This is a genomic window from Citromicrobium bathyomarinum (genome assembly GCF_021021475.1).
Taxonomy (GTDB): Bacteria; Pseudomonadota; Alphaproteobacteria; order Sphingomonadales; family Sphingomonadaceae; genus Alteriqipengyuania; species Alteriqipengyuania bathyomarina.
In genome coordinates this window covers 1445970-1460504 of sequence record NZ_JAINWL010000001.1, presented here as the reverse complement: position 1 = coordinate 1460504, position 14535 = coordinate 1445970, and the positions used below count along the sequence as shown (strand labels likewise).

14 protein-coding genes and 1 tRNA gene are annotated in these 14535 nt (G+C 65.5%); 11 read left to right on the top strand and 4 right to left on the bottom strand.

Annotation, left to right across the window (positions count from 1 at the left end; all coding sequences use genetic code 11):
- Positions 1 to 30 precede the first annotated feature (30 nt).
- The 6 genes from petA to K7H93_RS07315 all read left to right on the top strand — a co-directional run bounded on the left by petA (position 31) and on the right by K7H93_RS07315 (position 6112).
- A complete protein-coding gene (gene petA / locus K7H93_RS07340) occupies positions 31 to 621 on the top strand; it encodes a ubiquinol-cytochrome c reductase iron-sulfur subunit (RefSeq protein WP_010239634.1) in 591 nt (196 codons plus the stop codon).
- A gap of 21 nt (positions 622 to 642) precedes the next feature.
- Entirely contained in the window at positions 643 to 1932 is a 1290-nt protein-coding gene (locus K7H93_RS07335; protein ID WP_010239636.1) for a cytochrome b, read from the top strand.
- A 52-nt stretch (positions 1933 to 1984) separates the two neighbouring features.
- Positions 1985 to 2854, top strand: coding sequence for a cytochrome c1 (locus tag K7H93_RS07330; RefSeq protein WP_010239638.1), 870 nt, complete (start codon positions 1985 to 1987; stop codon positions 2852 to 2854).
- 22 nt (positions 2855 to 2876) lie between these two features.
- Positions 2877 to 3434, top strand: coding sequence for an adenine phosphoribosyltransferase (locus tag K7H93_RS07325; protein WP_230783060.1), 558 nt, complete (start codon positions 2877 to 2879; stop codon positions 3432 to 3434).
- A gap of 87 nt (positions 3435 to 3521) precedes the next feature.
- Positions 3522 to 5423 (top strand): cation:proton antiporter, encoded by a 1902-nt coding sequence (locus K7H93_RS07320; protein ID WP_230783059.1) that lies wholly within the window; start codon positions 3522 to 3524, stop codon positions 5421 to 5423.
- A gap of 38 nt (positions 5424 to 5461) precedes the next feature.
- A complete protein-coding gene (locus tag K7H93_RS07315) occupies positions 5462 to 6112 on the top strand; it encodes an OmpA family protein (protein WP_230783058.1) in 651 nt (216 codons plus the stop codon).
- A 9-nt stretch (positions 6113 to 6121) separates the two neighbouring features.
- Here the strand turns inward: K7H93_RS07315 and K7H93_RS07310 are convergent, their stop codons facing one another.
- The 3 genes from K7H93_RS07310 to cysD are packed head-to-tail and all read right to left on the bottom strand — an operon-like array spanning position 6122 to position 9695.
- The gene (locus tag K7H93_RS07310; protein ID WP_230783057.1) at positions 6122 to 6868 is read right to left on the bottom strand and encodes a 3'(2'),5'-bisphosphate nucleotidase CysQ; all 747 of its coding nucleotides are present in this window, start codon (positions 6866 to 6868) and stop codon (positions 6122 to 6124) included.
- On the bottom strand, positions 6865 to 8793 hold the full coding sequence (gene cysN, locus K7H93_RS07305) for a sulfate adenylyltransferase subunit CysN (protein WP_230783056.1): 1929 nt from the start codon (positions 8791 to 8793) through the stop codon (positions 6865 to 6867). The genes K7H93_RS07310 and cysN overlap by 4 nt, the downstream gene beginning before the upstream one ends.
- Positions 8793 to 9695, bottom strand: coding sequence for a sulfate adenylyltransferase subunit CysD (gene cysD / locus K7H93_RS07300; protein WP_230783055.1), 903 nt, complete (start codon positions 9693 to 9695; stop codon positions 8793 to 8795). Before cysD ends, cysN begins: the two co-directional genes overlap by 1 nt.
- Positions 9696 to 9807: 112 nt before the next feature.
- Between cysD and K7H93_RS07295 the strand changes: the two genes are divergently transcribed.
- A tRNA-Gly gene (locus tag K7H93_RS07295) sits at positions 9808 to 9881 on the top strand.
- Positions 9882 to 10011: 130 nt separating this feature from the next.
- Here K7H93_RS07295 and panC read toward each other — a convergent pair.
- Entirely contained in the window at positions 10012 to 10875 is an 864-nt protein-coding gene (panC, locus tag K7H93_RS07290) for a pantoate--beta-alanine ligase (RefSeq protein WP_230783054.1), read from the bottom strand.
- 84 nt (positions 10876 to 10959) lie between these two features.
- On the opposite strand from panC, the gene K7H93_RS07285 reads away from it, so the two are divergent.
- From K7H93_RS07285 to K7H93_RS07270, 4 genes are read left to right on the top strand one after another with little or no spacing between them, the layout of a single operon-like run.
- Positions 10960 to 11772 carry a division plane positioning ATPase MipZ gene (locus K7H93_RS07285; RefSeq protein ID WP_230783053.1) on the top strand — a complete coding sequence of 271 codons (813 nt, stop codon included), beginning with the start codon at positions 10960 to 10962 and terminating at the stop codon, positions 11770 to 11772.
- Positions 11769 to 12065: a J domain-containing protein gene (locus tag K7H93_RS07280; protein WP_230783052.1), complete on the top strand. Its 297-nt coding sequence runs from the start codon at positions 11769 to 11771 to the stop codon at positions 12063 to 12065. The genes K7H93_RS07285 and K7H93_RS07280 overlap by 4 nt, the downstream gene beginning before the upstream one ends.
- Positions 12062 to 13465: a phosphoglucomutase/phosphomannomutase PgmG gene (gene pgmG / locus K7H93_RS07275; RefSeq protein ID WP_230783051.1), complete on the top strand. Its 1404-nt coding sequence runs from the start codon at positions 12062 to 12064 to the stop codon at positions 13463 to 13465. The genes K7H93_RS07280 and pgmG overlap by 4 nt, the downstream gene beginning before the upstream one ends.
- 49 nt (positions 13466 to 13514) lie before the next feature.
- Positions 13515 to 14522, top strand: coding sequence for a DUF2059 domain-containing protein (locus K7H93_RS07270; RefSeq protein WP_230783050.1), 1008 nt, complete (start codon positions 13515 to 13517; stop codon positions 14520 to 14522).
- The last annotated feature ends 13 nt before the right edge of the window (positions 14523 to 14535 follow it).

The window sequence follows — 14535 nt, the reverse complement described above, 5'->3', positions numbered from 1 at the left end:
GTTCATCATGCGCGCGACAAGGCAGGAACGATGGCAGACGCAACCGGTGCCGCAGCTGCGGAACCCAATAATATCGGCGAAACCAGCGAAACCGGTGAAGGTGGCGTTCGTCGCCGCGACTTCATCAACATCGCTGCGGTCAGTGCAGCCGGAGTCGGCGGTGCGGCGGTGCTCTATCCGCTGATCAGCCAGATGGCTCCTTCGGCGGACGTGCTCGCCGAGAGCACGACCGAGGTCGACGTTTCTGCGATCGAACCGGGCCAGGCGATCAAGGCGGTCTTCCGCAAGCAGCCGCTGTTCGTGCGTCGACTGACGCCGAAGGAAATCGCCGAAGCCGATGCTGTGCCGCTTTCCGCGCTCCGCGATCCGGAAACGCTGGCCGACCGGACCAAGGAAGGCCACCTCGATATGCTGGTGACCATGGGCGTCTGCACCCACCTGGGCTGCGTGCCGCTGGGTGCCGCCGAGGGCGAGAACAAGGGCGAATTCGGCGGCTATTTCTGCCCCTGCCACGGTTCGAGCTACGACACCGCCGCGCGTATCCGCAAGGGCCCCGCGCCCACGAACCTGGTGGTTCCGGATTACGTGTTCAGCTCCGACACCACGATCACCGTCGGCTAAGGCAAGAGAAAGACGAGAGCGATGAGTTTTCCCTGGGCCAAGGAATACACCCCGGCAAACGGGTTCACCAAGTGGGTTGACGAGAAGCTGCCGCTGCCGCGCTTCGTCTACAATGCGGTGGGCGCGGGCTATCCGGTGCCGCGCAATCTGAACTACATGTGGAATTTCGGCGTCCTCGCCGGGTTCTGTCTGGTGCTGCAGATCGTCACCGGCGTGGTGCTGGCGATGCACTATGCCGCCAACGCACAGGTCGCTTTCGGCACTGTCGAACACATCATGCGCGACGTGAACTGGGGCTGGATGCTGCGTTACATGCACGCCAACGGTGCCAGCTTCTTCTTCCTGGTGCTATACCTCCACATTTTCCGCGGCTTCTTCTACTCCTCGTACAAGGCTCCGCGCGAAATGATCTGGCTGCTCGGCGTGGTCATCTTCCTGCTCGCCATGGCGACCGCCTTCATGGGCTACGTGCTGCCGTGGGGCCAGATGAGCTTCTGGGGTGCCAAGGTCATCACCGGCCTGTTCAGCGCCATTCCCTTCGTCGGCGAGCCGATCCAGATCTGGCTGCTGGGCGGTTTCGCGCCCGACAATGCCGCGCTCAACCGCTTCTTCTCGCTGCACTTCCTGCTGCCCTTCGTGATCGCGGGCGTCGTGATCCTGCACGTCTGGGCGCTGCACATCCCCGGTTCGTCCAACCCGACCGGCGTCGAAGTGAAGAGCGAAAGCGACACCGTACCGTTCCACCCGTATTACACGGCGAAGGATGGCTTCGGCCTCGGCGTGTTCCTGATCATCTACTGCGTGGTCGTGTTCTTCCTGCCGAACATGCTCGGCCACCCGGACAACTATATCGAGGCGAACCCGCTCTCGACGCCCGCCCACATCGTGCCCGAATGGTATTTCTACCCGTTCTACGCGATCCTGCGTGCGTTCACCTTCGACTTCATCCTCGAAGCGAAGCTGTGGGGCGTGCTCGCCATGTTCAGCTCGATCCTGCTGTGGTTCCTGCTGCCCTGGCTCGACCGTTCGCCGGTTCGCAGCGGCCACTACCGCCCGCTGTTCCGCACCTTCTTCATCATCCTGCTGGTTGATATGGCGGTGCTGTTCTACTGCGGCGGTGCGCCGGCTGAAGAGCCCTATGTGATGATCAGCCAGATCGCGACGGCGTACTACTTCCTGCACTTCCTCGTGATCCTGCCGATCGTTTCCTCGATCGAGAAACCCAAGCCCCTGCCCTACTCGATTACCGAGGCGGTGCTGGGGTCCGACAAGAAGGCCGTGCTGGGCGAAAACACCCAGCCCGCGACCTGACGGTCGACCTACCGATTGCCTAGTGACGACGGATAAACGTTAAGGACACCCGATGATCCGCATTCTTTCCGCCCTTGCCGGACTCGTCTTTGCAGGCGTGGTTCTGCTCGCCTTCGTCATGGGTGCGACCACCTGGCTGACCGAAGAGCCCATGCACTCGGCCGACCACGAGTTCCATCTCGACGCGCACGGCCCCGAAGGCGGCTATTCGTTCGACGGTCCCGTGGGCAAGTGGGACGTCGCGCAGCTGCAGCGTGGCCTCAAGGTCTACAGCGAAGTCTGCGCGGCCTGCCACAGCCTGAAGTTCGTCGCTTTCCGCGATCTGGAAGAGATCGGCTACAGCGAAGCGCAGGTGAAGGCCTTCGCCGCGACCAAGCAGGTGCCCGGGATCGATCCGAACACCGGCGAAAGCACTATGCGTCCGGGTGAACCGACCGATTACTTCCCCTCGCCGTTCCCCAATGCGGTGGCTGCCGCCGCGGCGAACAACAACGCGATCCCGCCCGATCTTTCGCTGATGACCAAGGCGCGCCACCACGGCAGCAACTACGTCTATTCGCTGCTGACCGGGTACACGGATCCGGCCACCTTCGAGAAGGACGGCAAGCGCCTGATGGAGGAGTTCCCCGACTTCCAGACGCCGCCGGGGCTCTACTTCAACCCTTACTTCGCCAACCTCAACCTGGCGATGGCTCCGCCGCTCGGCGTGGACGGTCAGGTGACCTACGACGACGGCACCGAAGCGACGGTGTCGCAGATGTCGGCCGACGTCGCCGCGTTCCTGACCTGGACGGCCGAGCCCAAGCTGGTCGAGCGCAAGCAGACTGGTTTCGCAGTCCTCGTCTTCCTGCTGTTCGCAACGGTTCTGGCCTATTTCGCGAAGCGGCAGGTCTGGTCGAGCGTGAAGCCGAAAAAGGCCTGAGCCGATCCCGGCTGATGCTTCCGTGAGAAATGCTCCCGCAGCGCTCGATCTCGAGCAGCTGCGGGCCAGCATCCGCACGGTGCCCGACTTTCCCAAGCCGGGCATCCAGTTCCGCGACATTACTACTCTATTGAGCGAGCCTGCCGCGCTGCGCACCAGCGTGTCGCTGCTGGCGGATATGGCGCGCGATCAGGGAGCGACCGTAATCGCCGGGATGGAAGCACGCGGCTTCATCTTCGGCGCGGCGGTTGCGATCCACGCGGGGCTTGGCTTCGTGCCGATCCGCAAGCCGGGCAAGCTGCCGGTGGAAACGATCGGCGTCGACTACGCACTGGAATATGGCACCGACCGCCTTGAACTCGACCCGAGCGCGCTGGCACCCGGAGCAAGGGTTGCGCTGGTCGACGATCTCATCGCCACCGGGGGCACCGCGCTGGCGGCAGTCGAGCTGGTAACGCTCACCGGAGCGCATGTGGCTGCCGCGCTCTTCGTGGTCGATCTGCCCGATCTGGGCGGTTCGGCCCGGCTGCGCGATGCGGACATCCCCGTCCACTCGCTGGTTTCGTTCGACGGCGACTAGCGTCAACCACGCGTCTCTTCAGGGACTTGTGGAACGGATTGCCTTCGGGCACCGTTGCTAGCGGATCGAAGGGGGTCTGATCTCGCCATGCAAACGGCAGCAGTTGTAATCGCAGCGGTCGGCGCGCTCGGCATTGGCGCGCAATGGATCGCGTGGCGGACCAATTGGCCTGCCATCGTCCTGATGCTGGCCGCCGGTTTTCTGGCGGGCCCCATCCTCGGCCTGTTCGATCCCGAAGAAACCTTCGGCTCCCTATTGGAGCCAATGATAGGAATCGGGGTCGCGCTAATCCTGTTCGAAGGCGGCCTCAGCCTCAGCTTCCGGGAATTGCAGCATTCGGGCAGCGCGGTCTGGCGACTCGCAACGATCGGCGTGGCGGTCGGCTGGGCGCTAGGCGCGGTAACCGGCTATTACGTCGCCGGGCTGGTATGGCCGGTGGCGATCCTGTTCGGCGGGATCCTGGTGGTCACCGGCCCGACGGTTGTGCTGCCGCTGCTGCGCCAGTCCAACGTGCAAACCCGGCCCGCCTCGATCCTGAAGTGGGAGGCGATCGTCAACGACCCCACCGGCGCGCTGTGCGCTGTCATCGCCTACGAATATTTCCGCAAGGTCGCCGAATCGCCGGGCGCTTCGCTGTTCGAGGTCGTGCCACCCTTGATCGTGGCCGCAGTCATCTCGGGCCTGATCGGCTATGCCGCGGCATGGATCATCTCGTACCTCTTCCCGCGTGGCGCGGTGCCCGAATATCTGAAGGTGCCGGTGCTGTTCTCACTCGTGATCGCGGTGTTCGTCGTGTGCAACATGATCGAGCACGAGGCCGGGCTGGTCGCGGTCACCGTGATGGGCGTCGCGCTCGCCAACATGGACGTCTCATCCCTGCGCAGCATCCACCCGTTCAAGGAGAACATCGCGGTTCTGCTGGTCTCGGGCATCTTCATCCTGCTGTCCGCCTCGCTCAGCTACGACGACCTGCAATATCTCAACTGGCGCTTCGGCGCATTCCTGCTCGCGCTGCTGTTCTTCGTCCGTCCGGCGACCGTGCTGATCAGTCTGCTCGGCAGCCCGCTTCCGTGGAACGAGCGCCTGTTCCTCGCCTGGATCGCCCCGCGCGGGATCGTGCTGGTCGCCATCTCCGGCCTGTTCGCCCTGCGTCTGAGCGAACTCGGCTATGGCGATGGTAATGTCCTGATCGGGCTGAGCTTTGCCGTGGTGGTCGCGACCATCGTGGCGCACGGTTTTACGGTCGATCTGGTTGCCAAGCTGCTCAAGGTGAAGGGCACCGATCGCCCCGGCCTGATCATTGCCGGCAGCACACCGTGGACGATCGCGCTGGCCAAGCAGATGCACGCGCTCAAGACCCCGGTGATGATCGTCGATTCGAGCTGGCAGCGGCTCGCCGCCGCGCGGCGCGAGGGCCTGCCCTATTATCACGGCGAATTCCTCAACGAGGCGACCGAGCACAATCTCGACCTCAACCCGTATCAGGTGCTCGTCGCGGCGACCGATAACGAGGCTTACAACGCGCTCGTCTGCAACGAGTTCGCCCACGAGATTGGGCGCGACAGCGTGTACCAGCTGGGCGAGGCCGTGGAGGACGACCGGCGGGCCTTGCCGGGCAGCCTGCGCGGCCGCGCTCTGTTCGAATCGGGTTTCGGAGTGGCCGAGGTCGATCAGCGGCAGAAGGAAGGCTGGGTCTTCCGCCGGACCAAGCTGACCGAAGAATTCACGATCGACGACGCGCGCGAGAAGCTGGGCGAGAAAGCCAACATGCTGCTGCTGCTGCGCGAAAACGGCACCATGCGCTTCTTTACTCACGCGGCCCGGCCCGAACCGCGCCCGGGGGACATCGTCATCACCTATACGCCCCAGCACCTCAAGCGCGCCGAGGCCGAATCGGCCAAGCGCGAAGCGGGGCAGAAGGACGCGGGCAAAAAGCCGTCGGACAACCGCGAGCCTGGGCCGGCGGGCGGGAAGCCCAAACCGGCATGAGTGAGCTGATACGAACTGGTAACCGAAGGAGGGTGGCCATGCGTGGCCCGATGATTGTGCTGGCGCTGGGCGCGCTGCTGGTGGCTTGCAACAGCGAGGAGCCGAGCCCCGCGCCGACCCCCACGCCGAGCGCGACCGCGAGCGACAGCCCGCCGGAAAACAATTCGATAATCCGCCCCGACATCGAAGTGGAGCGGCCGCCGATCGCGCTCGAACCGCTGCGGACCACGATTCCCTTCGGGGCCGGCGGCACCGAGCTGGACGAGACCGCGATGGCTGAACTCAACGGCCTGCTCGACACCGATCAGTGGAAGCAGGTCGAGCGGGTGATCCTGCGCGGGCACAGCGACGCGGGCGGCCCCGACCGGGTCAACATGCGCGTGTCGGAAGAGCGTGCGCAGGCGGTCGCCGACTGGCTGATGGAGCAGGGGCTGACCGAGGACCAGATCCGCATCATCGCCTTCGGCGCGCAGAATCCTGTCCAGCCGAACCTGCTGCCCAATGGCGAACCCAACGAGCGGGGCCGTGCGGCAAATCGCCGGGTCGAGATCACCATTCTGGTGCCCAAGGGTGCGACCATTCCCGATCCCGGGCCGACGGTGACACCGACGCCCATCGGCCCGCCATCCTCGCCCGCACCGGCCACCTCGCCCACGCCAGGCGCGTCCGGCACGGGCGGGGCGCGCTAGCCGGGCGTATCAGGCCTTGGCCTGCGAGCTCGCGATTGCGCCCAGCAAAGGCTCGGCCAGCTCGCGGCGACAGATCAGCAGGTCGGGCGACAGCGCCTCCGCGCGGTTGTAGCGCAGCGCGGAGCCGTCGATCCGCGAACAGTGCAGGCCATGCGCCTGTGCCACCGCAACCGGCGCGCAATTGTCCCACTCGTATTGCCCGCCGCTGTGGAGGTAGGCGTCCGCTTCGCCGCGCACCACGGCCATCGCCTTGGCACCTGCGCTGCCCATGCCGACCAGCTCGAGGCCGACCTTCCGAGCGACGTCCTCTGCCAAAGCGGGCGCACGGCTGCGGCTGACCACCATCTTGCCGGTTGCTTCGGCGGCCCGTGCCCCTGCCGCATCGCTGGAGAGCACCAGCCCGAGATCGGGCAGGGCGACCGCACCGACCTGCGCCTCGCCATTGATCGATAGGCCGACGTGGACCGCCCAGTCGCCGCGCCCCTCGGCAAATTCGCGCGTGCCGTCGACCGGGTCGATGATCCACACGCGGTCGTGCGAGAGGCGCTCGGCACTGTCCTCGCTCTCCTCCGACAGGATTCCATCGTCGGGCCGATGCTGGCGCAACGCGAGCATCAGGAAGGCATTGGCCGCCTTGTCCCCCGCATCGCCCAGACCGCGCCCTTCGACCAGCCCACTCGCGCGCACCGCCAGCGCAATGCGCCCGGCCGCCTCGGCCAGCGCTGCCGCCAGCTTTATATCCTCGGCAAGGCTCATTTGAGCGGCAGGATCTGCGCGATGATGTGGTCGGCCGCTTCGTCAACGCTCATGTCGACGGTGTTCACCCTGATCTCCGGTTGCTCGGGCGGCTCGTAAGGGCTGTCGATCCCGGTGAAGTTCTTCAGCTTGCCCTCCCGCGCTTTCCTGTAGAGGCCCTTCACGTCGCGTTCCTCCGCCACTTCCAGCGGCGTGTCGACGAAAATCTCCACGAACTCGCCTTCGGGCAGCATGTCGCGGACCATCTTCCGCTCGGCACGGAAGGGGCTGATGAAGGCGGTCAGCACGATCAGTCCTGCATCCGCCATCAGCTTGGCAACCTCGCCGATCCGGCGGATATTCTCGATCCGGTCGGCCTCGGTAAAGCCGAGATCCTTGTTCAGCCCGTGGCGCACATTGTCCCCGTCGAGCAGGAAGGTGTGCCGGTTCATCAATGCGAGCTTCTTCTCCACCGCATTGGCGATGGTCGACTTGCCCGAGCCGGAAAGCCCGGTGAACCACAGTACCCGCGGGGTCTGGTTCTTCAGCGCCGCATGATGCTCGCGGGCGATGTCGGTCGGCTGCCAATGCACGTTCTGCGCGCGGCGCAGCGCGAAGTTGAGCATCCCGCACGCGACCGTCGCATCGCGTTCCTTGTCGATCAGGATGAACCCGCCCAGCGCCTTGCTATCGGCATAGGGTTCGAACGCGATCGGGCGGTCGGTGCGCAGTTCCAGCACGCCGATCCCGTTCAGCTCCAGCGTCTTGGCCGCCAGCCGGGAGCCGGATCCGGCGGGATTGTTGACGTCGATCTCGTATTTGGGCGCGGCGAGCGTCGCGGTGACGGTGCGCGTGCCGATCTTGAGCCAGTATCCGCGACCCGGCTTCATCGCGGTCTGGTCCATCCAGACCACGCTCGCTTCGAACTGGTCGGCGACCTGCGGCGGATCGTCCGCAGCGCTGATGACGTCGCCCCGGCTGCAATCGACCTCTTCGGCCAGCGTCAGCGTGACCGATTGCCCGGCCACCGCCTTTCCTAGCGGCCCGTCGAAGGTGTGGATCGCCTTGATCGTGGTCTGCGCGCCCGAGGGGAGCACGCGGACCGCGTCACCCGGGCGAACGGTGCCGTCGCTGATCAGCCCGGCAAACCCGCGAAAATCCTGATTGGGCCGGTTGACCCACTGCGCCGCCATCCGGAACGGCCGCGCCTGTGAGCCCTCGCCCGCCAATGGCACCGCCTCCAGCGCCTCGACCAGGCTCGGCCCGTCGTACCAATCGGTCACGGTCGAGCGCTCGACGACATTGTCGCCCCTGAAGCCCGAGATCGGGATCGCGGTCAGACCCTCGAACCCGAAATCCTCCGCGAAGGCGGCGAAATCGTCGCGGATCGCCTCGAAGGTGGCGCGGTCGTAATCGACCAGGTCCATCTTGTTCACCGCGAGGATGACGTGGCGGATGCCCAGCAGCTTCGCGAGGAACGCGTGCCGCCGGGTCTGCACCAGCACGCCCTTGCGCGCATCGACCAGCAGCACGGCGGCATCGGCTGTCGATGCGCCGGTCACCATGTTGCGGGTATACTGCTCGTGCCCCGGCGTGTCGGCGACGATGAACTTGCGGCTCTCGGTTGCGAAGAACCGGTAGGCGACGTCGATCGTGATGCCCTGTTCGCGCTCGGCAGACAGCCCGTCGACCAGCAATGCGAAATCGAGTTCCTGCCCCTGCGTGCCGACCCGCGCGCTGTCGCTTTCCAGCTGGCCGAGCTGATCCTCGAACACGGCGCGCGAATCGTACAGCAGCCGCCCGATCAGGGTCGACTTGCCGTCATCCACGCTGCCGCAGGTAATGAAGCGCAACAGCCCCTTGTCGCGGTGCCGTTCCAGATAGGCGTCGATGTCCTGCGCGATCAGCGCATCGGGGCGGTAGGTCCGGTCTTCGGCGTCGGCCATCAGAAGTACCCCTCCGCCTTCTTCTTCTCCATCCCGGCACCGCCTTCGTCCTTGTCGATCGCGCGGCCCTGCCGTTCGCTGCTGGTGGTCAGCAGCATTTCCTGCACCACGTCGCGTACGGTCGCCGCTTCGCTCTCCACCGCGCCGGTCAGCGGATAGCAGCCGAGCGTGCGGAAGCGGACAGAGCGCATCTGGGGCTGCTCGCCCTCGCGCAGCGGGAAGCGTTCGTCCTCGACCATCAGCAGCATCCCGTCGCGCTCCACCACCGGACGCGGGCTCGCGAAATAGAGCGAGGCGATCTCGATCCCCTCGGCCATGATGTATTGCCAGATGTCGAGCTCGGTCCAGTTGGACAGAGGGAAGGCGCGGATGCTCTCGCCCGGGGCCTTGCGGGTATTGTACAGGTTCCACAATTCGGGCCGCTGGTTCTTCGGGTCCCACGCGTGGGTCGCGGTGCGGAAGGAGAGCACCCGCTCCTTGGCGCGGCTCTTCTCCTCGTCGCGCCGCGCGCCGCCGAAAGCCGCATCGAAGCCATAGTGGTCGAGCGCTTGCTTGAGCCCCTGCGTCTTCCACATGTCGGTATGCAGCGCGCCATGGTCGAACGGGTTGATCCCGCGTTCCTTCGCCTCGGCGTTCTGCCACACCAGCAGTTCCATGCCGGCGTCTGCGGCGGACTTGTCGCGCACCGCATACATCTCGCTGAACTTCCACGTCGTATCGACATGCAGCAGCGGGAAGGGCGGAGCGGAGGGGTGGAACGCCTTGCGCGCGAGATGGAGCATCACCGCGCTGTCTTTCCCTGCGGAATAGAGCATCACGGGCGCTCGCGTTTCCGCCACGACCTCGCGCATGATATGGATCGCCTCCGCCTCGAGGCGCTGGAGATGGGTAAGTGCAGACATCGCGGCCTCACATGGCCGGTGATCCCCGCAGCGCCAAGATAGAATGGCTTGAAGCGCCAGAAGCGATTGACGCCCCGCCATCGCCGATGGCAAAGGCATGATCCTGAAGCGGGCGGGTATAGCATAGTGGTAATGCTCCAGCCTTCCAAGCTGGCTAGAGGGGTTCGATTCCCCTTACCCGCTCCAGATTTTCGCTGAAAATCTGGAAGTCCTTTTCCCTGATCCTCGCCGCTATTCCGTTCGCCCTAGCGGGCTCCGGGGCGGCTGCGGGCGGGCGGTCGCCCTTGCCGTCGCTGCGCAACGGATCGGGCCGTGCCTATCCGGCCGAATCCACCGCCATATTGTCGATCAGGCGCGTGCCGAGGATATGCGCGGCGACCAGCAGGCGGGCGGGGCGGTTGCTCAGCGTATCGATCCTTTCGAGCGAGGCCGCATCGGCCAGCGCGGCGTAGTCGACCTTCGAAAATCCGCCTTCGATCAGCTTGTGCTCCAGATCGCGCAGCGCGGCACCCACCGGCGCGCCCGCTTCGATCCGGGCGATCGCCTGCCGCATCGCTGCGGGCAGCACCGCGGCCTGCGCGCGCGCGGTCTCGTCGAGATACCGGTTGCGGCTCGACAGCGCGAGCCCGTCCGCCTCGCGCACGGTCGGCACGCCTAGGATTGCGTCCGCCTGGGGCTGCGAGAGATCGAGGTCCCGTGCCATCCGCCGGATCACCGCGAGCTGTTGCCAGTCCTTCTCCCCGAACAGAGCGACATCGGGCCGGACCTGATTGAACAGCTTGCACACCACCGTGGCGACCCCGGCGAAGTGGCCCGGGCGGCTTGCTCCGCAGAAATCTGCGCTAACGCCCTCGACCGAAATGCTGGTCGCGAAACCATCGGGGTACATCTCTTCCGCATTGGGTGCCCACAGCGCGTCCACCCCTTCGCCCTCCAGCAGCCGCGAATCCGCCTCCAGCGTGCGCGGATAGGCATCCAGATCCTCGTTCGGGCCGAACTGGGTCGGGTTGACGAAGATCGACACCACCACGCGGTCCGCCTTTTCGCGGGCCGCGCGCACCAGAGTCAGGTGCCCTTCGTGCAACGCGCCCATGGTCGGCACGAAGGCAATGCTCTCGCCCTTCGCGCGCCAGGCCTCGATGGCACTGCGCAGGTGATCCAGCCGGTGAAGCGATTGCATGGGTCAGACCCCTCCGATAGATGATTGGCGACGGCCTAGCCTTGGCTGGCCCTGTTCCGCAATCAGCAAAGGATCGCCGCGCACGTGACTGGCCATCGCCCCCATCGCATCGTCTTCGCCAACGAAAAGGGCGGGACCGGCAAATCGACCACCGCAGTCCATGTGGCGGTCGCGCTGGCCTATCAGGGTGCGCGGGTGGCTGCGATCGATCTCGACCACCGTCAGCGCACGATGGACCGCTATTTCGAAAACCGCGACGAAACCGCGCGCCGTCGCGGGATCGCGCTGCCGACCGCACGGTGCGAGGTATTCGCGGGCGGTGGTGCAGAGGCGCTGGAGGAAAAGGCGAAGGAACTCGCCGCGGACGCCGATTTCCTGCTGTTCGACACGCCCGGTCGCGACGATCCGCTGGCGCAGCATGCGGCCAAGGAAGCCGATACGCTGGTCACTCCGCTCAACGACAGTTTCGTCGATTTCGACCTGATCGGCCAGGTCGACGCGGAAAGCTTCAAGGTCCGCCGCCTGAGCTTCTATGCTGAGGCGATCTGGGAAGCGCGGCTGGCGCGCAGCAAGAGCTCGATCGAGCAGAACCGCCCGCAGATGGACTGGGTGGTGGTGCGCAACCGCACCGGCCACACCGAGGCGCGCAACATGGTGCGTATCGAACGCGCGCTCACCGAGCTGAGCAAGCGGGTCGGTTTCCGCGTCTCCTCCGGCCTGTCCGAACGCGTGATCTATCGCGAGCTGTTCCCCTCGGGCCTGACTCTGCTCGACAAGGGGCACCTGGGCGATCTGGGAACCAGCCATCTGGTCGCCCGGCAGGAGCTGCGCCAGCTGGTCCAGAACCTGAACCTGCCGGTTCCCGAAGGGGCCGATCGGGCGCTGGAAGCTGCATGATCCGGTTCCTGATCATCGCCGCACTGCTCAGCGTCGTTTGCCGCTGGGCGTTCGAACGATGGCCATGGGACTATCTCAAACCCGCGCCGACCCGGTCTCAGGCGATGTCCCGTGCGCGCAAGCTGCTGGGCGTGCCGGCCGATGCGGGCCACGCGCAGATCATCGAGGCGCACAAGCGGCTGGTAAGCCAGGTCCACCCGGACCGGGGTGGCAGCGCGGCGCAGGTGCATGAGGCAAACGCCGCGCGCGACATACTGATCGACCAACTTCCCCCAAGGGAGAGAGCGAAATGAGCCACACCTTCGACCCGACCATCCTGCGCGAATATGATATCCGCGGCATTATCGGCGAGACGCTGGAGGCGGATGATGCCCGCGCGATCGGGCGCAGCTTCGGCTCGATGCTCAGGCGCAGCGGCGGATCGCGCGTGGCGGTCGGCTATGACGGGCGGCAAAGCTCGCCAATGCTGGAACATGCGCTGGTCGAGGGACTGACCGCGAGCGGGTGCGATGTCGTGCGGGTCGGCCTCGGCCCCACGCCGATGCTCTATTATGCAGAGGCTTCAGCCGATGATGTGGATGGCGGCATCCAGATAACCGGCAGCCATAATCCCCCCAATTACAACGGCTTCAAGATGGTGTTTCAAGGCCGCCCGTTTTTCGGGGCGGACATCCAGCAGCTCGGCGAAGTGGCCGCCGCTGGTGAGTGGGAGGATGGCACTGGCTCGGTCATCGATCGCCCGCTGATCGACGCCTATGTCGAGCGGTTGCTGGAAGGGCTGGACGGGATCGACCCCGCCTCGCTCGCGGATATCAGGATCGGCTGGGACGCAGGCAATGGCTCGGCCGGGCCCGCGCTCGAAAAGCTCGTCGCGCGGCTGCCGGGTGAGCATCATGTGCTTTACGCAGAGGTCGATGGCACCTTCCCCAATCATCATCCCGATCCGACGGTCGAGGCGAATCTGGCGGACCTGCGCGCGCTGGTCGCGGACAAGCAGCTCGACTTCGGAATTGCCTTCGACGGGGACGGCGACCGGATCGGGGCGATCGACGGCGAGGGCCGCGTGATCTGGGGCGACCAGCTGCTGATGATCTACGCGCAGGATCTGCTGCAAAGGCGGGCCGGGGCCACGATTATCGCCGATGTGAAGGCCAGCCGCGCGCTGTTCGACCATGTCGAGGCGCATGGTGGCAAGCCGGTGATGTGGAAGACCGGCCATTCGCTGATTAAGTCCAAAATGAAGGAAACTGGCGCGCCGCTGGCTGGAGAGATGAGCGGGCACGTGTTCTTCGCCGATACCTACTACGGCTACGACGATGCGCTTTACGCCGGGGTCCGGCTGATCGCGGCATCGGCGCGGCTGGGACATTCCGTCACCGAATTGCGCGGGGCGATGCCCGACATGGTCAACACGCCGGAAATGCGTTTCCAGGTCGATGAGTCCCGCAAGTTCGCTGCGGTCGAGGAGGTTCGCGACCGGCTGGCCGACTCACCCGCTCAGGTCAACGCGACCGACGGTGTCCGCGTCACCACCGATGACGGCTGGTGGCTGCTGCGTGCCTCGAACACGCAGGACGTGCTGGTCGCGCGCGCCGAAAGCGACAGCGCGGCGGGCCTTGCGCGACTGATGCAGCAGATCGACGAGCAACTGGCGCTGTCGGGCCTCGAGCGCGGGCCGCAGGCGGAGCATTGATCGGGACGCAGGGTTTGCGAAAGTTTCCCGGAGTCTGTGAGGAAGCACGATGAAGAATATCGCATTGGTCACCGCAATGGGCGCGCTAGCCTTGGCTCAGCCCGCGATGGCGCAGGACGAGCGCGCGACAGAAGAGGCGACTGAAGACACCCAGGCCGAACTTCAGCAAGCCGATCCGGACGAGGCCGGCCAGAGCGCCGGTGTCGCCCTGGCCGAGTTGATGGGCGCGATCTTCAGCGCGGAGCCTTTGACTGCGGAGCAGGAGGCCAGACTGCCTGAAGCGGGTGCGGCTGCGAATGCGCTCGTGCCGGAAGGCATTTACGGGCGCATGATGCGCGAGATGATGGACGGCACCGTTGGCGGTCTCTTCGGCATGATTCTGGAGCAGGGCGATGCGATGAGCAGCCTTGATCTTGCCGACTATACGGGGCTCTACGGCGAAGAGGTCGACGCGCTGACTGAAGAGCAACGGCGCGAGCTCACCACGATTTTCGACCCGGTTTATCAGGAACGCATGGAGGCCGAGATGGCCGCGATGACGGATATGATGGAGCGGGTTTTCGGCAGTCTCGAACCGGGGCTGCGCGAAGGTCTGTCGCGGGCACTGGCAACGCGGTTCTCCACCGACGAGCTGGAAGCGATCAATGCGTTTTTCGCCACTCCCGCTGGCGCGAAGTATGCGGGCGAGAGCCTGATCATGTTTACCGACCCACAGATCATGGCCAGCGTCGGGCAGGCGATGCCCGCGCTGATGCAGGAAATGCCTGCGCTTTTAGGCGGTGAAGGCGATACCGCAGGCGATTTGCCCGCGCCGCGCCGGTATGACGACCTTACTCCTTCCGAACAGCGCCGCGCGGCCGAGCTGCTCGGCGTCGACCAGCCGACGCTCCGTGCGCGCATGGCTGAGGCCGAGGAAGCGAAGGCCGAGGAAGCGGGCGCCGCAGGCGGGGCACCGGCAGATGACGCGTGGAGTGATGACGATCAGGCAATTCCCGATGTCGAAACCGAAGAGACGTCCGATGCCTTCGAGGAAGCGATGGAGGAAGTCGGAGCGTAACGAAGCTCGGCTC